The following is a 19886-nucleotide window of genomic DNA, read 5'->3' as shown; positions in this document are numbered from 1 at the left end:
GTTTCGCGGTCGGCGCGGGCTACCCGATCGGGTTACTCAGAGCTCCACGACGTCCCGGAGCGCACCCAGGAGCGCGCCGAGGCAGATGTCGTGCAACTGCTCGCGGGTGACCGACCCGGTGGTGAGCCATTCCACGCACAGGGTGCGGACGAAGGTGAGCCAGCTCAGCACGATCGCGGAGACGACGCCGCGGACCTCGTCGGGGAGCCGGGCCGCGTCCAGCACGCGTTCGCGGAGAACGGTCAGCTCGTCGTCGATGACCGCCTGCACCCCGCGGTCACCGGCGAGGGTCCGGTTGGCGGCCAGCACGGTGTTGCGGTGAGCCGCGAAGTAGTCGAAGTGGGCTTCGAGTGCGGCCGAGATCTGGTCCGGGATCGACGCGCCGGACTCGAAGCGCGCCTGGGACAGGAGGTTGTCCGCGGCCTGCCGGTACACGGCGGCGAACAGGCCGGGCTTGGTGGGGAAGTAGCGGTACAGCAGCGCGCGGGAGACGCCGGCCTCGTCGGCGATGTCCTCCATCAAGACCTCGTCGTACGGCTTGGCCGCGAACAGGCGCGCGCCGACGTCGAGGAGTTCCGCGCGACGGGCGGCGGGAGTGAGGCGGCGGCGTGCGGTCACGCCCCCACGTTACTTGACATTCGTCTACTAGTAGGGCTTAGTAGATACACGTCTACTAAGGGGTTGACATGGCTCGGGCGTTGAAGTGGCTGATGCTGGTGATGGGCGTCGTCTGCGCGGCGATCGGGGTGTTCCACTTCGTCGGCGGGATCGCGTCGGTCCCCGGCGAGGGGGGCGCGGGAGCGACGGTGGACAGCCGGGAACGCTTCTACGGCGCGCTGTTCTTCGGGTACGGGCTGGCGTGGATCTGGGCCGCGCGGCGGGTGCCGATCCCGGCTTCCGCGGTCCGATGGCTCGCGGTGATCTTCTGGCTCGGCGCCGCCGGCCGGCTGGTGTCACTGGCCGTGCACGGGTGGCCGCAGTGGTTCCAGCTGGCGCTGACGGCGGTCGAGGTCGCGCTGCCGCCGGTGTTCCTGTGGCTGGCCGCGGCGGACGAGAAGGCGCGGGCCGGCGCGGAACCGGCACGACCCCGGTGATGGAATACCCGCCGCGCCGCCCCTGTTGTACGAGCTGGTCGGTGCGGTCCGTGTCCCCCGGGCCTCACCCTTCACCGTCAGGGAACACCGGTTCGCCCGGAGCCCTGTTCGGACCTTTCGCCGAGAGGCGACCGCCGCACCGGCCCCCAGTCTCGAAGAACCCCGTCCCCGGGCGCACGTGACCGAGCCCACCTGGGACGATGGGAGACACACGTCGTCCTGATGGAGGTCCGGTGTCCAATCCGAGCGGTCCGGTGCTCGTCGTCGACTTCGGCGCGCAGTACGCGCAGCTGATCGCCCGCCGGGTCCGCGAGGCCCAGGTCTACTCCGAGGTGGTGCCGCACACCGCGTCGGTCGACGAGATCCTCGCCAAGAACCCCTCCGCGATCGTCCTGTCCGGCGGCCCGGCCAGCGCCTACTCGCCCGACGCGCCCGGCATGGACCCCGCGCTGGCCAAGTCCGGCGTCCCGATCTTCGGCATCTGCTACGGCTTCCAGGTCCTCGCCCAGGCGCTCGGCGGCACCGTCGAAGCCACCGGCAACCGCGAGTACGGCCGCACCGAGGTGCACATCCCGGCCGACGGCGGCGTCCTGCACCGCGAGCTGCCCGAGCGGCACCAGGTGTGGATGAGCCACGGCGACAGCGTCACCAAACCCCCCGCGGGCGCGAAGGTCACCGCGACCTCCGAGGGCGCCCCGGTCGCCGCCTACGAGAACACCGACGACCGCATCGCCGGCGTCCAGTACCACCCCGAGGTCCTGCACTCGCCGCACGGCCAGGAGGTCCTGCGCCGGTTCCTGCACGACATCGCCGGCATCAAGCCCCAGTGGACGACCGCCTCGATCGTCGAGGAGCAGATCGGCCGCATCCGCGAGCAGATCGGCGAGGACGGCCGCGCGATCTGCGGCCTGTCCGGCGGCGTCGACTCCGCCGTCGCCGCCGCGCTGGCCCAGCGCGCCATCGGCGACCGGCTCACCTGCGTCTTCGTCGACCACGGCCTGCTGCGCCGCGGCGAGCGCGCCCAGGTCGAGCGCGACTTCGTCGCCGCCACCGGCGTGAACCTGGTGACCGTCGACGCCCGCGAGCGCTTCCTCGACGCGCTGGCCGGCGTCACCGACCCGGAGCAGAAGCGCAAGATCATCGGCCGCGAGTTCATCCGCGTCTTCGAGCAGGCCGAGCGCGACCTCAAGGCCGAGGGCGACTACCGCTTCCTCGTCCAGGGCACGCTGTACCCGGACGTCGTCGAGTCCGGCGGCGGCACCGGCGCGGCCAACATCAAGAGCCACCACAACGTCGGCGGCCTGCCCGAGGACCTGCAGTTCGAGCTGGTCGAGCCGCTGCGGCTGCTGTTCAAGGACGAGGTCCGCCGCGTCGGGCTGGAGCTGGGCCTGCCGGAGACGATCGTGCACCGGCAGCCGTTCCCCGGGCCCGGCCTGGGCATCCGGATCATCGGCGAGGTCACCGCGGACCGGCTGGAGACGCTGCGCGCCGCCGACGGGATCGCCCGCGAGGAGCTGACCGCGGCCGGCCTGGACCGCGACATCTGGCAGTGCCCGGTGGTGCTGCTCGCGGACGTCCGCAGCGTCGGCGTCCAGGGCGACGGCCGCACCTACGGTCACCCCGTCGTGCTGCGCCCGGTGTCCAGCGAGGACGCCATGACGGCCGACTGGACCCGCCTGCCCTACGACGTGCTGGAACGCATCTCCACCCGCATCACCAACGAGGTTCCCGAGGTCAACCGGGTCGTGCTGGACGTGACCAGCAAGCCGCCGGGCACCATCGAGTGGGAGTGATCCGGAACCACTGACCCGGGGGCGACGTGCTGCTGGTGGGCATCGCGTTGATCGTCGTGGCGGCGGTGCTGTTCCGCCGCGCGCGGAAGGCGGGCGCGCCGGTGCGGACCATGGCCGCCACCCCGACCCTGTCCGTCGCGCAGTTGGAGCAGCTGCGGCGGATGGTCCCGCGGCCACGTCCCGAGGGCGGCTTCCGCCGGATCACCGAGGTGGTCGGCGACGCGCAGCTGGGCGCGGGAGGCCTGGTGACCGCGGAACTCAGCAAGACGCCCTGCGTCTGGTACGGCTACCGCGTCCGGCGGCACTGGTACTACCGCACCCGCAAGGGGCACTATCGGGAGCGCTGGGAGACGGTCGCCGAGGGGCAGGCGCCGCGGAGCTTCGTGCTCGTCGACCAGCAGCGCGGCGCCATCGAGGTGGTTCCGTTGGGCGCCCGGCCGGAGGCCGTCGAGAAGCCGGTCGATTCCTACCAGACCGATCTCCGGGCCGACACGGTCGAATTCCTCGGTCTGCACTGGCCGCGCGGCCGGGGCACCGTCGGCTTCCAGTACTGGTGATCGGGAAACCGGGGGACGGCAGCGGCTCCATCATCGCCGGCGGCCTCCGGCGTCGGCTTCTGGATGCTCACCTGGTGACGAAAAAGGGAGCCGCGAACGGCTCCCTTTCCCTGGCCTGGCAACGACCGGCTCAGTCCCGCCGGCCTCCGCGCATCGACGCCCCCAGCATCAGCACCCCGACGAGCACCGCGCCGCCCGCCAGCACCCACTTCAGGTCGAAGGAGGGTAGCCAGGTGGCGCCGTCGGACAACACGTACGCCGAGACCAGCAGCGTCGCGATGCCGATGATCAGCGTGAAGACGTCGACCCCGCGGCGGCGCTCCGGCTCCGCGGGCGTCTCCGTGTCGTAGGAGTACGGGTTCTCCCGCTCAGCCACGACGCACCTCCAGCGTCCCGACGCCCTGGTCGGCCGTCAGCGTCAGCTGCAGCCCGCCCGGACCGTCCGTTCCGTAGTCCACCCCGGTGATCGGAGCGGCCCCGACCCCGCTCGTCTGGCGGCCGAAGCAGTTCGCCTCACCGAACTGCGACACGCACGTGTAGGTGACGTCCGCCGTCGCCGGCACGCGCACCGTCGTGTCGCCCGCGCCGAGGTGCACCTCGGTCCGCACCGGCACGTCCGCGGGCAGCCTGGTCAGATCCAGGTCGACCGTCCCGGCTGTGCGCTGGTAGCTCGGCAGCACCTCGGCCGCGGTCGCCGGCGTGACCCGCAGGTCGCCCATCCCGCCGGAGTAGTCGCCGACCGGCATGGTGGTCAACGCGACGCCCACGATCGACAGCGGCACCGCCAGCACGGCCAGCTTGCGGCCGCCGCCGGCGAACGCACCGGCCACCATCCCGACGCCCAGGACCCCGAGCACCAGGCCGATGACGTGCTGCGGCGAGAACCATGCCTCACCGGACGAACCGATCGCCGCGCCGACCCCGGCGACCAGCAGCGCGATGCCGAAGGTCGCGACACCGATCTTGCTCGTCCGCCGCGGCGCGCGCGGCGGACGCGGCGGCGGCGAGGCCGGCGGCGGAACCGGGTCCGGCAGGTCCCACGCCATCGGGTCCGCGCCCAGCGGGTCCCACCCGGACTCGGCCCGCTCGGTGGTGCCCGGCGCGCTCATCGAGAACGCCGCGGGACCGACCGTGGTGGCCGCGGGCGTCACCGGCACCGGCCGGTTGAGGTGCCCGCGCCCGCGGTGCAGCAGGTACAGCGCGGTGACCATCATCGCCGCCCCGATGATGCCGCCCCCGTTGAACCAGCCACCGGCGAACGCCCAGCTGGACAGCGGGAAGAACAGGATGCCCAGCACGATCGTGAGGTGCTTGGACATCGAGCTGCGGCCCTGCCCGAACAGCGACTCGACCGGCGACACCTCGTCGCCCTCGGCCGGGAACAGCAGCCAGCACAGCAGGTACAGCGAAGCGCCGACCCCGCCGAACACGGTCGCCGTCACGAACGCCACCCGCACGATCACCGGATCGATGCCGTACCGGTTGCCGATGGCCGCCGCGACACCGCCGATCTTGCCGCCCCGGGTGGGACGGCGCGGGCGGCTGGCCCAGAAGTCCTTCACGGTCTCCTCGAAACCGCCCAGGCCATGCGGTTTCGGAGCCTCTGCCGTGTCGTTCATGGTGCCCAGCATGCGGGAGCCGGGCCGCACGCACATCGGGGAACGACCCTGAGTTTGCCGCGGCCGCGATCCCCGGGGTTTTCCCGGATGAATCGTGCCTTGCGGGCGTGTGACCATGGCAGAACCATGGATCACGTGCAGGAGAAGCCGCGGACCGAGACCGGTATGCCGCTGCCGCGCCCACCGGGCGAGGCGGCGGTGGTGCCGGCCGCCGGGAGCGCGGTGACGGAGGCCGACGAGCGGCCCAAGATGTACCGGCGCCGGTCCAGCCGGGTGGTGGCGGGGGTCGCCTCCGGTCTGGCCGACCACCTCGGCATCAAGGTGCTCTGGGTGCGCGCGACGTTCGCGATACTGGCGGCGTTCGGCGGGGCCGGTCTGGTGGCCTACGGGCTGCTGTGGGTGTTCGTGCCGCAGCGGCGCCGCGAGGAGACCGAGACGCCGGCCACGCCGAAGGAGAAGCAGCAGGCGATCGGCCTGGTCATCCTGGGCATCGGCCTGCTGGTCGCCGGTGGCGCCCTCACCGGCGCGATCAACGGCTGGGTCGCGGTGCCGCTCGCGCTGGCGCTGGTCGGCGCCGCGGTCGTGTGGCGGGAGGCCGACGAGTCGCAGCGCCGCCGATGGCGGGACGGGGCGCGCTCGGGTGTCGCGGGCATGGTGCTCGGCGGCGGGGGGTGGTCGGCGGCGATCCGGATCCTGGCCGGCGTCGCGCTGGTGATCACCGGGATCGGTGTCGTCGTGCTGCGCACCGGATCGCTCGACCAGGTGCAGTTCGCGCTGCTCGCGGTGCTCGCGACGCTGGTCGGGGTGGCGGTGCTGACCGTGCCGTTCTGGCTGCGGATGGGCCGCGACCTGGGGGAGGAGCGCCGGGCCCGCATCCGCACCGAGGAGCGCGCGGAGATCGCCGCGCACCTGCACGATTCGGTCCTGCAGACCCTGGCGCTGATCCAGAAGCAGTCGGAGTCGCCGAAGGAGGTCGCCCGCCTGGCACGCAGCCAGGAACGCGAGCTGCGTGGCTGGCTCTACGGCCCGTCCGGCTACGGCACGCCGAAGCAGGAGGGTAAGGACCAGTTGACTGTGTTTTCCAGGGCGGTCGCGACCGCTTGCGGCGAGGTCGAGGACACGTTCGCGATCTCGGTGTCGCAGGTGGTGGTCGGCGACGCGCAGCTGGACGAGCGGCTCACCGCGCTGGTGCTGGCGGCCCGTGAGGCGATGGTCAACGCGGCCAAGCACGCGGGGGTCGACGAGGTGAGCGTGTACGCCGAGGTGGAGCCCACCGGGGTCACCGTGTTCGTGCGGGACCGGGGCAAGGGCTTCGACCCGGAGACCGTGTCGGAGGACCGGCATGGCCTCGCGGACTCCATCCGGGGGAGGATGGAGCGCAACGGCGGCACGGTACGGCTGCGCACGGCGCCCGGGGACGGCACCGAGGTGCAGCTGGAAATGCCGGTGAAAGCCGAATCTGGAGGGACGCGTTGAGCGAGACACCGCAGCCGAAGGCCCCCATCAGCGTGTTCCTGGTCGACGACCACGCGCTGTTCCGGGCCGGGGTGCGCACCGAACTGGACTCGATCACCGACGAGGTGCGGGTGGTGGGCGAGGCCGGCTCGGTCGCCGAGGCGGTCGCCGGGATCGCCCGGACGAAACCGCAGGTCGTGCTGCTCGACGTGCACATGCCCGACGGCGGTGGTGCGGAGGTGCTCCGCCGCGTCCGCACCGACCTGCCCGACGTCGTGTTCCTGGCCCTGTCGGTGTCCGACGCGGCCGAGGACGTCATCGCGGTCATCCGCGCCGGCGCCCGCGGGTACGTCACCAAGACCATCTCGTCGAAGGAGCTGGTGCGGGCCATCGCGCGGGTGTCCGAGGGCGACGCGGTGTTCTCGCCGCGGCTGGCCGGTTTCGTGCTGGACGCGTTCGCCGACCGGCCGGGCTCGGCGCCGATCAGCGACCCCGAGCTGGACCTGCTGACCCCGCGCGAGCGGGACGTGCTGCGCCTGCTCGCGCGGGGCTACGCCTACAAGGAGATCGCCTCGGAGCTGTACATCTCGGTGAAGACCGTCGAGACGCACGTGTCGAGCGTCCTGCGCAAGACCCAGCTGTCCAACCGCTACGAGCTCTCCCGCTGGGCCTCGGACCGCAGGCTGGTCTGAACCAGGACGCGGCGCCGCACGCGCGTCAGGGCGACCCCGGCGAGCACGACCGCGACCCCGGCGAGGATCCGCGGGTTCAGGTCCTCGCCGAGGAAGAGCGCGCCGAGCGCCAGTGACACGACGGGCAGCAGGTAGCCGACGGTGGAGGCGGTGACCGCGCCTTCGGTCGCCAGCAGGCGGTAGCTCAGCGCGAACGCGAACCCGGTGGAGAACACCCCGAGGATCACCACGGCGATCACCGGACCGGCGGACAGGTGCACCGGCGTGGTGCCACCGGCGGGCATGGCGAGCAGCGTGAACCCGGTCGCCGCGGTCATCTGCGCGCCGGCCAGCGCGACCGGCGACGAGCCGGTGCCGGACAGGTGCTTGCCCTCGTAGACGAAGACGAACCCGTAGCTCACCGCGGCGGCGAGGCAGGCCAGCGCACCCCAGCTGAGCAGACCGGACTCCTGCCAGGGCGCGAAGATCAGCACGGTGCCGACGAGCCCGGCGAGCAGCCCGGTGAGCTTCGGCGGGTCGAGCCGCCGTTCGACGCCCATCAGCACGGCCATGAGCAGCGTCCACAGCGGGGTGGTCGCGTTCAGCACGCCGGTGACGCCGGAGCTGACGGTCTGCTCGCCGATCGCGAACAGCAGGAACGGCAGCGCGTTGTGGAACAGCGCGGCGACCAGCAGGTGCGTCCAGATCCGCCGTCCGGCCGGGAGCCGGTCCCGGGCGGCGTAGCAGAGCCCGACGAGCACCGCGCTGCCCAGTGCGGTGCGGATGAGCACGATCTGGACCGGCGTGAACGCCTGCAGCCCGATCTTGATCCACAGGAAGCTCGATCCCCACATGAGTGCCAGCGCGGCCAGGCGCAGCAGAGTTTTCGTTTCGGCCACGACCTTCACGATCGCGCCGGCGATCTGTAAGAACAAGCGAAATTATCTACACGCTGCTGTAAGCAGAACTGTATTCTCGGGGCATGCTCGACGTCCGCCGGTTGCAGGTGCTGCGGGCCGTGGTGTCCAGCGGGTCGATCAGCGCGGCCGCCCGCAACCTCGGCTACACCCCGTCCGCGATCAGCCAGCAGTTGTCCACTTTGGAGCGCGAGGCGGGTACCGCGCTGCTGGAGCGGGTCGGCCGCGGGGTGCGGCCCACCCCGGCCGGCGCGTTGTTGTCCCAGCACGCCGAGGTCGTGTGCGCGCAGTTGTCCAAGGCCGAGTCGGAGCTGGCGGACCTGAAGGCGGGCCGGACGGGCCGCCTGGCGATCCGCTACTTCGCGACGGCCGGCGCGTCGCTGGTACCGCCCGCGGTGGCGGCGTTGCGGGCCGAGTACCCGGGCGTGCAGCTGGACCTGCGGCTCCTGGAACCCGTGGACGCGCTGCCACAGGTGGAAAACGGCGACGCCGACGTGGCGATCGTGGTGTTCGCCGGCCCGTACTCGAAGCCGGGCGTCGAGCTGTACCACCTGTTCGACGACCCGTACCGCGTGGCGCTGCCGAAGAGCCACCCGCTGGCCCGCAAGAGGGTCGTGGACCTGGCCGACCTGGCCGACGAGCCGTGGATCAACAACGAGGGCGTACCCGGCCCGTGCCGGGACGTGCTCATGGCCGCCTGCGGGGCCGCCGGTTTCGTGCCGAACTTCGTCATGGAGTGCGAGGACTACGCCACCGCGCAGGGCTTCGTCGCGGCGGGGCTGGGCATCAGCCTGGTCCCGGTGCTGGGCCTGGGCGCCCCCCAACCCGGCGCGGTGGTCCGGCGAATCCGCAACCCGGAACCCATCCGCCCGATCCACGCCGCGGTATCCACCCGCTCACGCGACCAGCCAGCGCTCCGCCACCTACTGAAGGTGCTCAAGGAGACAAGAACGGACGTCGCCGCATAAAGCACAACCCCACAGCACGAACCGCCACCCGGCAACGCAACGCACCACCCCCACGAGCCACCCCCTCTCCCGCAACCCGATCCCCAGCCAAATCGGTTGCCGAGCAGCGGGGTCAAGGTACTCTTTCCAGCCTTGACGCCGCTTCTCGGCAACCGAACAATTGAAGATCGGGTTCGGGAGGGGCAAATCCGGGCGTAGCGAAGCGAAGCCGACGCAGTAGATACGCGCGTAGCGCCCACCCAGCTCACAAGAACAAAAGCTGAGTAACCCCGATCCCAATGGCCGCCGCAACGAGCACAGCCATGGTCGCCAAAATCAACTGCCGCACCCGCACCGGCGAAATCCGCACAATCGGCTCCTTCGGCGGCGAAGGCGGCGGCGTCTGCGGCCGGAACGCGGGCACCGTCGGCAGGGCGGGCGCGGTCGGCGGGATGAACGCCGTCTGCCGCCCCTGCGTGATGGCCTGGAACGAGGTGATGCTGTCGCCCAGCGTGGGGCGGCTCAGCGGGTCCTCGCGCAGCAGCTTCATCAACGCGGGCGCGAGCACGCCGGCCTTCTCCGGCTGCCGCAGCGAGCCGCCGCCGTGGTCGCCGTAGGGCGGCACGCCCTCGACCGCCGTGTAGAGCGTCGCCCCGAGGGAGAACGCGTCGGTGGCCGGTGCGGCGGTCGCGCCGCGCGAGAGTTCCGGCGCCCGGTAGGCGGGGTTGAACCCGGCGCCGGTGAACCCGATGTCGGTGACCTTGACGCCGCCGTCGTCGGCGAGCAGCACGTTGCCCGGCTCCAGCCCGCGGTGCACGACACCGGCCCGGTGCGCCGCGGCCAGCGCGGACGCGAGCTGGATGCCCAGGAACGCGGTCTGCTCGGGCGTGAGCGTGCCGTACTCGGCGAGGAAGTCCGCCATGTTGCGCGAGGGCACGTACTCCATGACGACCCACGGGTTCGCCCCGTCACGCAGCACGTCGTACACGCCGATGGCGCAGTTGTGCTGGATCCGCATCGCCGCGCGGCCCTCGTCCAGCGCGGCGGCGATCGACTGCTCGCTGTGCCCCGGCGCGACCGGCATCTTCTTCGCGGCCACCGTGCGGTTCAGCTGCGTGTCGTACGCCAGCCACACGATTCCGGCGCGGCCACGACCGATCGGCTGGTCCAACCGGTACCGGCCGCCGACGAGTGCGCCCTCAGTACCCACTACACCCTCTCGTCGTCCCGGCGTGTCGGATAGTCACCCACCACCCTACTGGCCGATCCTGAACGTTTCCGGCAGTCGACTTACTGGGTTGGCGAGGTGGCCCCAGTGCTCGGCTCTTCTTCCTCGCTGGACGAGGAGGTCGGGGTCTTCGTCGGGCTCGACTTGCTGGGTGACGAGGTCCGCGGCGTCGAGGTCTCCTCCACGGAACTGCGGCGCGAAGAGGAGGGCCGGGTCTGCTCGTTGCTCTCGCTCCACCGCGTCACGGTGGGCGTCGAGCTCTCCGTCGTCTCGACCGACGAGCTGGTCACCGGCGGCGGCAGCACCGGCGGGCTGGTCTCGGTGGTGTTCGTGGCGTGGTCCGGCTGGCTGAACAGCCAGATGCCGAGCGCCACGAGGCCGGCCACCACGACGGCGCCGATCGCGGCCGGCACCTTCCACTTGCCCCGCTTCTCGTCCGCTTCCTCCGCCGCCGGGCGGGGCTCGTCGTCGTAGCCGTCGTACCCGGCGGGCACCGCGCGCGTCCCGCCCTGGCGGTCGTAGTCGTCCGTCGGGTAGGCGGCTGTGCTGCCGTACGGGTCCGCGTAGTCGTCGTACTCGTCGTAGAACTGGTCGCTCGCGCCGCCGGCCAGCGTGCCGGAGTGCGCGCCCAGGTCGTCGCCCCGGAAGGCTCGCGTGGCACCCGCGCCCGCGGCTGCCCCCAGCGCACCGGCGGCCAGCGCGCCACCGGCGAGCGCCCCGCCGGAGGGCGAGAACTGGGTCTCGTCGTCCGGCCCGCCCAGCGGCGTCTCACCGCGCGCCACGGCGGCGAGCAGCTCCTCGGCCTCGGCGGCGGTCGGGCGGTGCTGGACCTCGGGGTGCAGCAGCACGGCCAGCACGCTCGCCAGCGGACCGGACTGCCGCGGCGGGTTGATCTGCCCCGCGGCGACCGCGTGCAGCAGGCTCAGGGTGTTCTCGCTCAGCCCGAACGGGGGCTGGCCCTCGCACGCGGCGTACAGCGTGGAGCCCAGGGAGAACACGTCGGCCTCCGGACCGGGGTCGCCGCCGATCGCGACCTCCGGCGCCAGGTAGGCGGGGGTGCCGGCGATCATGCCGGTCTTGGTGACCGTGACGTCGTCCTTGGCGCGCGAGATGCCGAAGTCGGTGATCTTCACCACACCGTTGTCGGCGAGCAGGATGTTGCCCGGCTTGATGTCCCGGTGCACGATCCCGACCGCGTGCGCCTCCTTGAGCGCGGCCGCGATCTGGGCGCCGATGCGCGCCACCTCGCGCGGCGGCAGCGTCTTCCGGTCCCGCAGCAGCTCGGCCAGGCTGGTCGAGGGCAGGTACTCCATCACCAGGCACGGGTGGCCGTTGTCGTCGGTGACGACGTCGAACACGGAGATGGCGTTCGGGTGGTGCAGACGGGCGGCGATGCGCCCCTCGCGCATGGTGCGCTGCTTGGCGTCCTCGGCCTCGTGCTGGTCCAGCCCCGGTTGCAGAAGCAACTGCTTGATCGCGACGGCGCGACCGAGTACGTCGTCGTGCGCCTGCCACACGGCGCCCATGGCGCCGGAGCCGATTCGCCGTTCGATCCGGTACCGGCCGGCGACCAGGCGACCCTCGTCGCTCACGCGACCTCCTTCGGGGGCTGTTTCAGGGCGCGACGCAGTGCCGCACGTCTGGGAGCCTATGCACGTAGCTCGGCCCGTAGGCCGGGGTGGGCCAGATCCGTTCAGTCAAGGCTAGGGTGCTCACTCTGCGCGCATGCATCCGGCACTGTCTGGGGCGGCCCGGGCCACGCCTGCTATGGCGGCGCTACAGCTCCTCGGCGGCCAGCAGGACCGCCTCCGAGATGCTGCGTCCGGCCTCGTCGAGACCCAGCTGCTGGGTGACGCGCAGCCGCGTGCCGTCGTCGCGGCGCATCAGCACCACGGCGAGCACCGACCCGTCCGGCTGGACGTCCGCCTGCGTCACCTCGACCTGGCGCATGGTGCTCCAGGCCCGCACCAGGTCACCGGCCTCCTCACCGGCCAGTGCCGGGCTGAGCAGGTCCAGCGCCTTCTCCGGCGCGGAGTCCACCCGCCGGTAGAACTCGTTGACCACCGCCAGCTTCTCCGCGTCGGTCAGCTCGGGGGTGGTCGTCGTCGGCGCGGCGGAGCCCTCGGGAGCGCTCGTCACCCCGGCCGCGGGTGCCTGGGTCTGCGTCACCGGCACCTGGGCGGCCGGCGCGAGGTTCAGCTGGGGGTGGCCGGGGGTGCGACCGCCGTGCTGCTCGTCCGGGGCGCCCCCGGAGGCGAACCCGCCGAGCGCGGCCGCGCCGGTGATCTGCGGCGTGGCGGAGCTGGCCGGCGCGGCCGACTGGTCGCGGCCCCGGCTGAGCAGCGACGACGCCACGACCGCGCCGACGAGCAGCGTGCCGGCCATGGTCAGCCCGGTGAGCTTGGCGAGCTTCGCGCCCCGGCTCTCCGGTTCCCGCCGCGGTTCGGTCCGGGTCCGCACGCGCGGGGGCGGCAGGTACTTCCGCGGCTCGCGGAACACCTGCGTGAGGTACTCGCGGTCGACCATCTCGTTGTCGAGGATCTCGGGGGAGATCAGCTCCTCGACGCGGAGTGCGTCCGGCGTGCGGATGGCGCGACGCCGTTCGTGTGCGACTCTCATGGACCTGTCGTCTGGATCTTCCGTCTCGGGGGGACTCGCCGGGGGTGTCTAGCTGTTCATCAGCGAACCCCGGTACCGCGTTACCGGCCACCCCCGATCGGTGGAGGGGCACCCGGGCACGACGAACGGCAGTTGCCGTCACCCACCTGGACCAACGTGCTGGTCAGGCCCCGTCGCTGGTGATCTTGTCGCCGGAGAACTCGAGGGTGCGCTGCTCGGTGACCTGGGTGCCGTCCTTGTAGACGGTCTGCACGGTGCACACCGTCTTGCCGTCGTACTGGTGCACGCGGATGTGCTTGACCTGGAAGTACGCCACGTTCGCGTACTTGCGCGCCAGCCCCTGCGGACCCTCCTGCCGCAGCTCGCCGCTGGTCATCGAGGCGGCCGCCTCGGGGTTCTCGGTGACCGTGTCGAGGTAGCTCTGCGAGGTGCTGGCCAGCGTCTTCGGGTCCTCGTCCGCGTACACGGTGAACCGGTACGGGTCGGCCTCGTAGGGCGCGGGGGAGGGCGGCGGCTTGCGCGGGACCGAGCTGGTGGTCGGCGTCGGTGTGGCCGAGCCGCTGGTGGGGCCACCGGCGGTGGAGGTCTCGCGGACCGTGCTCGGGCTGGGAGCCCGCACGCCCGCGCTCTCGGTCGGCTGGACGCTGGTCGTGCCCGCCACCGGGACGTCGTCAGGGGACGTGCTGCCGGCGGAGTCGCCCTGCGCGCCGCCTCCGGTGGGCGGCGCGAGCTGCTCGCCGGACAGCGTGGGCACGCCGCCGCCGAGGCCCGGGACCCACCCGCCGCCCGCCTGGTCGGGCGCCGGTTTCGCGACGAACGCCGAGCCGGCGAACATCAGCGCGACGACGACGCCGCCCGAGGAGGCGGTGGCGAACCAGGCGGCCTTGCGCCAGCTGCGCGGCGGGGTCACCGAGGCCGGCACGTTGCCGAGGTCGAAGGAGCCGAGGCCGGTGACCGGCGCCGCCTCGTACACGCGCACGTCGGTGTCCTCGGCGTCGCGGTTGCGCGGCGGGGTCAGCTTGACCTTGGTGCGCTGGGGTCGCCGCCCGGCCGGGCTCGCCTGCACCGGCTGGGGCGGGGGAACGGGGAGCTCACCGTGCGCGGAGGGGAACACCTCGGCGCAGGGCCGGGTGTCCGGGATGCGTTCGGTCAGCGGCAGGGAACCGCGGGCGGGTGCGTCGAACGGTTGCGGCACCCGCCGGACGGCCGGCTGGTTCGCCGGGACGACCGGGGTCCAGGTTCCGGCGCCACGGCGGTGCCGGCCGGTCCGGGAACGAGAGCTTTCCGTGAATTCGGCCCCGCGTGTCATGCCGTGTGGACACCGCCCTCTGCGTCCTCTGACGCCGGAGGAAGGCCGATTCGACCGAATGGAGCAGGCCGTGCATGTGCGGGTGCACGTTCGTCTGCACGCGCACGACCTGTCGCCGGGCGCGTGGTGCCGAATCTGGGCCGTTCCACGCCCTCAAGAGTAGGAGCCCGCGGCTGTTGTCAAAGCGTGAGCCCGCAAGTTCACTCTGTTGGGGCGTCGGCGTTCCCGTCACCCACCGCTTCGGTAGCGCGCCTGGGTCGACTGGAGGGCCTTGGTGGCGACTGCGCCGCTGCCCGCGGCGACGATGATCGCGAGGATGTCCATTCCGGTGCCACCCGACGTGAACAGCCACGCGAGCAGCGCCGCGGCGGAGGTTCCCCCGGCGAGCGCCCACCGGCCGCGGACGTACTGCGCGACCGGCGCGCCGCCGGCCCGCTTGTTCGCCGCGTTGTTCAGCAGTGCCAAGTAACCCACATGGGCTAGCGAGGCGAGCACACTGGCGATCGCGATGATGACCGCGATGACGTTAATCATGTCTCCAGTGTGCCCGTCCGCCGAGCCACCGGACCTCCGGGAAGCCCCGGAAATCGGACGATTTTTCAGCGGCCGAGCCGGCCGCGCCCCAGGTTCAGCAGCGCCATCGCGAGCTGGCGGCCGTCCGGGCCGAGTTCGCGGTAGCGGGCGAGCACGTCCATCTCGCGGTTGTAGACGATGCGGGTGCCGCCCGCGGCCATCCGCGCGGCGCCGATCGTCTGGGACACCTCGACCCGGCGCTTGACGAGCCGCAGGATCTCGGAGTCGAGCCAGTCGATCTCCTTGCGCAGCTCGGCGATCTCCTCGGCCGAAGCGACGGGTTCGCCCGAGGTCTCCGGCGAGCTGTCCTTCTCATTCGTGCGTGCGTTCATCGGGCCCTCCGGTCGGTTTCCGGACCCGCACGGCCCCGAAGCCGACGAAAGCCCCGGGTCCGCGGACTCCGGGGCTTGTGGTGACGGTGGTGTGGGCACCTACGCGATCACGGGAGCCGGAGTCCGGATCCCGTAGAAAAATCGGTACGCGTGGTGCTGCACGAGATCAGTATGGCACAACTCGTCCCCGGCCGCGGACGGCCGCGTGTGCGAGCAGGCTCACGCCGAGCCAGAACACCGGGAACACCGGCCAGAAGAACTCCGCGTCCGACACCGCGAACCGGACCACGAGCAGCGCGGACAGCACGGCCACGACCGCGGCGTGCACCTGCAGCGGTCGTGGGAAGCGCGGCGGCCGCGGCGGCGTTGGTTCCGGTAGGTCGCGCGTGAGCGCGGTCAGTTCGTCGACGTAGGTCGCGGCGTAGGCGGCCGCGAGCCGCTCTTCGGCTTCGCCTAGGGTCAGCCTGCCCTCGCCGCTCGCCTCCTGCAGCCGGGTCGCCACGCGCTCCCGGTCCTGGTCCCCGGCGCGGATCCGGGTCGATGGTGTGGTCATGTCGTCGATCCTCCGCGCGGCGAGCGCCTCGCGCGTCCGTCCGCCGTCGACACCTGGCGGTACGTCCGGCGCGGTAAACCGTCAGTGCCCCCGAGTAGCGTGGAGAACCGATGAGCACCCTGTTCGACCTCCCCGCCGAGCCGCCCGCGCGCCCCGCGCCGGGCCGCGGCGCCGATCTGCTCGCCGACCTCAACCCCGCGCAGCGGGAGGCGGTCACGCACGCCGGGGCGCCGCTGCTGGTCGTCGCGGGCGCCGGGTCGGGCAAGACCCGGGTGCTGACCCGCCGGATCGCCTACCTGCTGGCCGAGCGCGGCGTGCACCCCGGCGAGATCATGGCGATCACGTTCACCAACAAGGCCGCGGCCGAGATGCGCGAGCGCGTCAGCGAACTGGTCGGCAGGCGGGCGAACGCGATGTGGGTCTCCACGTTCCACTCGATGTGCGTGCGGTTGCTGCGCCGCGAGGCCAAGACGCTGGACATGTCGTCGAACTTCTCGATCTACGACGCCGACGACACCCGGCGCCTGGTCACGCTCGTGGCGCGCGACCTGGACATCGACCCCAAGCGCTACCCGGCCCGCGCGCTGGCCGTGCACATCTCCAACCACAAGAACGAGCTGGCCGACCCGGAGGACGCCACCGCGAAGGCGTCCAACGACCTGGAGCGCCGCGTCGCCGAGGTCTACACCGAGTACCAGCGGCGGCTCCGGCTGGCCAACGCGTTCGACTTCGACGACCTGATCATGCGCACGGTCGAGCTGTTCCAGACCTTCCCCGACGTGGCCGAGCACTACCGCCGCCGGTTCCGGCACGTCCTGGTCGACGAGTACCAGGACACCAACCACGCCCAGTACACGCTGGTGCGGGAGCTGGTCGGCACCGCGACCAGCGAGTCCGGCGTCGAGCCGGCCGAGCTGTGCGTGGTCGGTGACGCCGACCAGTCGATCTACGCCTTCCGCGGCGCCACGATCCGCAACATCGAGGAGTTCGAGCGGGACTTCCCGGACGCCCGCACGATCCTGCTGGAGCAGAACTACCGCTCCACCCAGACCATCCTGTCCGCGGCCAACGCGGTCATCGCGCGCAACCCGAACCGGCGGGACAAGCGGCTGTGGACCGACTCCGGCGACGGCGAGAAGATCGGCGTGTACGTCGCCGACAACGAGCACGACGAGGCGGCCTTCGTCGCGGGCGAGATCGACGCGCTGGTCGACCAGGGCCAGGCGAAGTACTCCGACGTCGCGGTCTTCTACCGCACGAACAACCAGTCGCGGGTGTTCGAGGAGATCTTCATCCGGCTCGGGCTGCCCTACCGGGTGGTCGGCGGCGTCCGGTTCTACGAGCGGCGCGAGGTGCGGGACGCGCTGGCCTACCTGCGGGTGCTGGCCAACCCGGAGGACACGGTCAGCCTGCGGCGGATCCTGAACGTGCCCAAGCGGGGCATCGGCGAGCGGGCCGAGGCGTGCGTGGCCACGCACGCCGAGCGCGAGCGGATCTCCTTCGCGGCCGCGTTGCGCGACGCCGCGGCGGGCCGGGTGGCGCTGCTCAACCCGCGGTCGGCCAAGGCGATCGCCGGGTTCGTGGAGCTGCTCGACGGGTTGATCGAGCTGGTCGACGGTGGCGCCGAGGTCGCGGACGTGCTGGAAGCCGTGCTGGAGCGCACCGGGTACCGGGCCGAGCTGGAGGAGTCCGACGACCCGCAGGACGCCTCGCGGGTGGACAACCTGACCGAGCTGATCACGGTCGCGCGCGAGTTCGCGGAGCAGGCGGCCGAGATGGCGCCGCTCGCCGAGGACGACGCCGGGGTGCCCGAACCGGGCTCGCTGCCCGCGTTCCTGGAGCGGGTGTCGCTGGTCGCGGACGCGGATTCGGTGCCGAGCCCGGACGAGGACGGTGCGGAAGAGGACTCGGGCGTGGTCACGCTGATGACCGTGCACACCGCCAAGGGGCTGGAGTACCCGGTGGTGTTCTGCACGGGCTGGGAGGACGGTGTCTTCCCGCACCTGCGTGCGCTGGGCGAGCCGGCCGAGCTGGCGGAGGAACGGCGGCTGGCGTACGTGGCGATCACGCGGGCGCGGCAGCGGCTGTACCTGAGCCGGGCGATCACCCGGTCGGCGTGGGGGCAGCCGATGACGAACCCGGCGTCCCGGTTCTTCGACGAGGTGCCCGCCGAGCTGCTCGACTGGCGCCGCGAGGAGCCGTCGTCGGCCGCCGAGCCGTCCTTCGGCTCACCGCGCGCCGCGACGACGTGGGGACGGCGGTCGCGCTTCGGCGAGGACTCCGCGCAGGCCGGCATCGCGGCCCGCGGCATGCGGTCGACGCCGTTCAAGGGCTGGCAGAACACGGTCGCGCTGAAGCTCGAGGTGGGCGACCGGGTCAACCACGACAAGTACGGACTGGGCACGGTGGTCGAAGCCTCCGGCGAGGGCCCCCGCGCCACGGCGACGATCGATTTCGGCAGTGCCGGCAAGGTGAAGCTGATGCTGATCGGCAGCGTGCCGATGGTGAAGCTGTAGCCGCTGTGTGCCCGGCTGCGGAGGGCGCGGCTGTGGCCGCTCGCCGGGGCGCGGAGGGGGCGGCCGCAGGCGCCGCTCGCCGGGGCGTGGAGGCTGCGGCCGCAGCCGCCGCTCGGCGGTGGGCCGGTTCGTGCGGCTGCCCGTTCGCTGGTGCGGCAAATCTGCCCCAGCCGGTGTTGAGGGTGCGGCTATAGCTTCATCGCCGCTCGCCGCGCGTGGCGATGAAGCTGTAGCCGCCGCTCGCTGGGCTCCGACGGCGAAGCTGCATCCGCTGCTCGCCAGCGGGCCGTTCGCTTGTGCGCCACCGGTGCACCGGCTGAGGCCGCCGGTGCGATCACGGCCCGCACCGCCCCGGCGCACCTCCACTCCGAGGCCACTTCCGGCGCCCACCATCTCCAGCCCTCAGCCGGATCGCGCGCACGGCGTTCTCGCCCCCCGCACCGGCCACTCCCCACGCCCCACTAACTCGATCGGGCGATCATCGAGCCCCAACCAACCCAAAACTGTCAGACCCCTCCGCTATACCTGTCTCGAACGAAAGTTCGAACCCTCGGGAGGTCATGGTGTGGGCAGGCAGTGGTTCCCGTACGTGCGAGCAGCCGTCCTGGAGCGCATCGAGCGCATGGTCGCGCGTGCGGCTCGCGACGGGGCATTACCGGCCGCGGAGGCGCTCGTCGTACTCGGAGCCTGGCAGGCGCTCCTGGAGCGGCACGGCGGGCCCGATGGACGGTGCGTGCTGTGCCGGCGCACGTCGCGGAGGCTGTGCACGGTCTGGCAGGTCGCGGTGGCCTACTTCGTGCGGCCGTGAACGAGCGCGGGAGGGGCCGTCAGAGGTACACGCCGCGGGCGGCGAGCCAGCTGCGCGGGTCGACCTTCTTGACGCCGTTGAGCCAGACCTCGAAGTGCAGGTGCGGGCCGGTGCTCTGGCCGCGGTTGCCGATCTCGGCGATCTTCTGCCCGCACTTGACCTTCTGGCCCTCGCGCACCGAGTAGCTGTTCATGTGGCCGTACACCTGGACGGTGCCGTCCTCCAGCTGGATCTTCACCCACAGGCCGAAGCCGCTGGCGGGGCCGGCCTCGATCACCACGCCGTCGGAGGCGGCGTAGATCGGGGTGCCGATCGAGTTGGCGATGTCGATGCCGTAGTGGCTGGTGCCCCAGCGGGCGCCGAAGCCGGAGGTGTAGGTGCCCTTCGCGGGCGCGCAGGTCTTCGGGCGAGCGGCCTCTTCGGCGGCGATGCGGGCGGCCTCGGCGTCGCGGGCCTGGCGGGCCATCGTGACGTTCTCGCTGTCGGTGAGGCGCTGCACCTCGGCCGAGGCGTCCGTGAAGTTGGCCGCGGGAAGGATCTCGGGAGCGCCGGTGGGGGCGTCACCACCGACGGCGAACGACGCGCTGGCGTCCTCGGCGTTGGCCAGAGGGGTCACGCCGGCGTCGGAAGTCTGTACGGCTTGGAGCGTCTGTCCCGCGGCGGCCGCGGCGAACGCGCCGGCCGCGACGGCGGCGACCACGACCCGGCCACGCAGCGCCGACGAGGGCGCGGGGAGCCGGTGAGCGCCCCGGACCCGGACGACGGCGCCGTCCAGAGCGTCGTCATCGAGTGCCGGGGAAGGAGCTTGGCCGCCGGGGGAGCGGTATCGAGCCAAGTCGAGGCCTTCCGTTACTCGGGGGGTCAGACAGCGGGCGCCGGGCGGGGGATCCCGGTG

At 72.2% G+C, this 19886-nt stretch carries 20 protein-coding genes; 8 read left to right on the top strand and 12 right to left on the bottom strand.

The window, feature by feature from the left end; genetic code table 11:
* Positions 1–36 precede the first annotated feature (36 nt).
* Positions 37–618 carry a TetR/AcrR family transcriptional regulator gene (locus D0D28_RS22790; RefSeq protein ID WP_116112199.1) on the bottom strand — a complete coding sequence of 194 codons (582 nt, stop codon included), beginning with the start codon at positions 616–618 and terminating at the stop codon, positions 37–39.
* Between the two features lie 68 nt (positions 619–686).
* Here D0D28_RS22790 and D0D28_RS22785 point away from each other — a divergent pair, with 68 nt between their 5' ends.
* From D0D28_RS22785 to D0D28_RS22775, 3 genes are all read left to right on the top strand, one after another.
* Positions 687–1094: a DUF4345 domain-containing protein gene (locus D0D28_RS22785; protein ID WP_116112197.1), complete on the top strand. Its 408-nt coding sequence runs from the start codon at positions 687–689 to the stop codon at positions 1092–1094.
* 233 nt (positions 1095–1327) lie between these two features.
* Positions 1328–2887: a glutamine-hydrolyzing GMP synthase gene (gene guaA / locus D0D28_RS22780; protein ID WP_116112194.1), complete on the top strand. Its 1560-nt coding sequence runs from the start codon at positions 1328–1330 to the stop codon at positions 2885–2887.
* A gap of 35 nt (positions 2888–2922) precedes the next feature.
* Positions 2923–3444 carry a hypothetical protein gene (locus D0D28_RS22775; RefSeq protein ID WP_162831157.1) on the top strand — a complete coding sequence of 174 codons (522 nt, stop codon included), beginning with the start codon at positions 2923–2925 and terminating at the stop codon, positions 3442–3444.
* Between the two features lie 130 nt (positions 3445–3574).
* Here the strand turns inward: D0D28_RS22775 and D0D28_RS22770 are convergent, their stop codons facing one another.
* Both D0D28_RS22770 and D0D28_RS22765 read right to left on the bottom strand, forming a co-directional pair.
* Positions 3575–3820, bottom strand: a complete 246-nt coding sequence (locus D0D28_RS22770; protein ID WP_094003973.1) for a hypothetical protein — start codon at positions 3818–3820, stop codon at positions 3575–3577.
* A complete protein-coding gene (locus tag D0D28_RS22765) occupies positions 3813–5075 on the bottom strand; it encodes a PspC domain-containing protein (protein WP_116112254.1) in 1263 nt (420 codons plus the stop codon). The genes D0D28_RS22770 and D0D28_RS22765 overlap by 8 nt, the downstream gene beginning before the upstream one ends.
* A 114-nt stretch (positions 5076–5189) precedes the next feature.
* On the opposite strand from D0D28_RS22765, the gene D0D28_RS22760 reads away from it, so the two are divergent.
* Complete coding sequence (locus D0D28_RS22760; RefSeq protein WP_116112188.1) at positions 5190–6539, top strand: ATP-binding protein; 1350 nt, start codon at positions 5190–5192, stop codon at positions 6537–6539.
* Positions 6536–7210: a response regulator gene (locus tag D0D28_RS22755; RefSeq protein WP_094003976.1), complete on the top strand. Its 675-nt coding sequence runs from the start codon at positions 6536–6538 to the stop codon at positions 7208–7210. Before D0D28_RS22760 ends, D0D28_RS22755 begins: the two co-directional genes overlap by 4 nt.
* On the opposite strand, the gene D0D28_RS22750 is transcribed toward D0D28_RS22755, so the two are convergent.
* Positions 7168–8088, bottom strand: coding sequence for a DMT family transporter (locus D0D28_RS22750; RefSeq protein WP_116112251.1), 921 nt, complete (start codon positions 8086–8088; stop codon positions 7168–7170). The genes D0D28_RS22755 and D0D28_RS22750 overlap by 43 nt on opposite strands.
* An 83-nt stretch (positions 8089–8171) precedes the next feature.
* Here D0D28_RS22750 and D0D28_RS22745 point away from each other — a divergent pair, with 83 nt between their 5' ends.
* Positions 8172–9074, top strand: a complete 903-nt coding sequence (locus tag D0D28_RS22745) for a LysR family transcriptional regulator (protein ID WP_116112186.1) — start codon at positions 8172–8174, stop codon at positions 9072–9074.
* Positions 9075–9318: 244 nt separating this feature from the next.
* Here D0D28_RS22745 and D0D28_RS22740 read toward each other — a convergent pair whose 3' ends face one another.
* The 7 genes from D0D28_RS22740 to D0D28_RS22710 all read right to left on the bottom strand — a co-directional run bounded on the left by D0D28_RS22740 (position 9319) and on the right by D0D28_RS22710 (position 15667).
* Positions 9319–10263, bottom strand: a complete 945-nt coding sequence (locus D0D28_RS22740) for a serine/threonine-protein kinase (protein ID WP_116112184.1) — start codon at positions 10261–10263, stop codon at positions 9319–9321.
* A gap of 80 nt (positions 10264–10343) precedes the next feature.
* Entirely contained in the window at positions 10344–11873 is a 1530-nt protein-coding gene (locus D0D28_RS22735) for a serine/threonine-protein kinase (protein WP_116112181.1), read from the bottom strand.
* Between the two features lie 184 nt (positions 11874–12057).
* Positions 12058–12900 carry a hypothetical protein gene (locus D0D28_RS22730; RefSeq protein ID WP_116112178.1) on the bottom strand — a complete coding sequence of 281 codons (843 nt, stop codon included), beginning with the start codon at positions 12898–12900 and terminating at the stop codon, positions 12058–12060.
* 163 nt (positions 12901–13063) lie between these two features.
* A complete protein-coding gene (locus tag D0D28_RS22725; protein WP_094004036.1) occupies positions 13064–14095 on the bottom strand; it encodes a hypothetical protein in 1032 nt (343 codons plus the stop codon).
* Between the two features lie 342 nt (positions 14096–14437).
* Positions 14438–14743 carry a hypothetical protein gene (locus D0D28_RS22720; protein WP_094003981.1) on the bottom strand — a complete coding sequence of 102 codons (306 nt, stop codon included), beginning with the start codon at positions 14741–14743 and terminating at the stop codon, positions 14438–14440.
* A 65-nt stretch (positions 14744–14808) separates the two neighbouring features.
* The gene (locus D0D28_RS22715) at positions 14809–15114 is read right to left on the bottom strand and encodes a chorismate mutase (RefSeq protein ID WP_094003982.1); all 306 of its coding nucleotides are present in this window, start codon (positions 15112–15114) and stop codon (positions 14809–14811) included.
* A 166-nt stretch (positions 15115–15280) separates the two neighbouring features.
* On the bottom strand, positions 15281–15667 hold the full coding sequence (locus D0D28_RS22710; RefSeq protein WP_116112176.1) for a DUF1707 SHOCT-like domain-containing protein: 387 nt from the start codon (positions 15665–15667) through the stop codon (positions 15281–15283).
* A gap of 110 nt (positions 15668–15777) precedes the next feature.
* On the opposite strand from D0D28_RS22710, the gene pcrA reads away from it, so the two are divergent.
* On the top strand, positions 15778–18183 hold the full coding sequence (gene pcrA, locus D0D28_RS22705) for a DNA helicase PcrA (RefSeq protein ID WP_116112173.1): 2406 nt from the start codon (positions 15778–15780) through the stop codon (positions 18181–18183).
* Positions 18184–18748: 565 nt separating this feature from the next.
* Complete coding sequence (locus D0D28_RS22700; RefSeq protein ID WP_116112171.1) at positions 18749–18991, top strand: hypothetical protein; 243 nt, start codon at positions 18749–18751, stop codon at positions 18989–18991.
* 19 nt (positions 18992–19010) lie between these two features.
* On the opposite strand, the gene D0D28_RS22695 is transcribed toward D0D28_RS22700, so the two are convergent.
* Positions 19011–19826 carry a M23 family metallopeptidase gene (locus D0D28_RS22695; RefSeq protein WP_233157105.1) on the bottom strand — a complete coding sequence of 272 codons (816 nt, stop codon included), beginning with the start codon at positions 19824–19826 and terminating at the stop codon, positions 19011–19013.
* Positions 19827–19886 lie beyond the last annotated feature (60 nt).

This window comes from Amycolatopsis ruanii, from assembly GCF_003385175.1.
Lineage (GTDB): Bacteria > Actinomycetota > Actinomycetes > Mycobacteriales > Pseudonocardiaceae > Amycolatopsis_E > Amycolatopsis_E thermalba.
The sequence above is the reverse complement of the archived record's forward strand: the minus strand, read 5'-3'. Positions and strand labels throughout refer to the sequence as shown.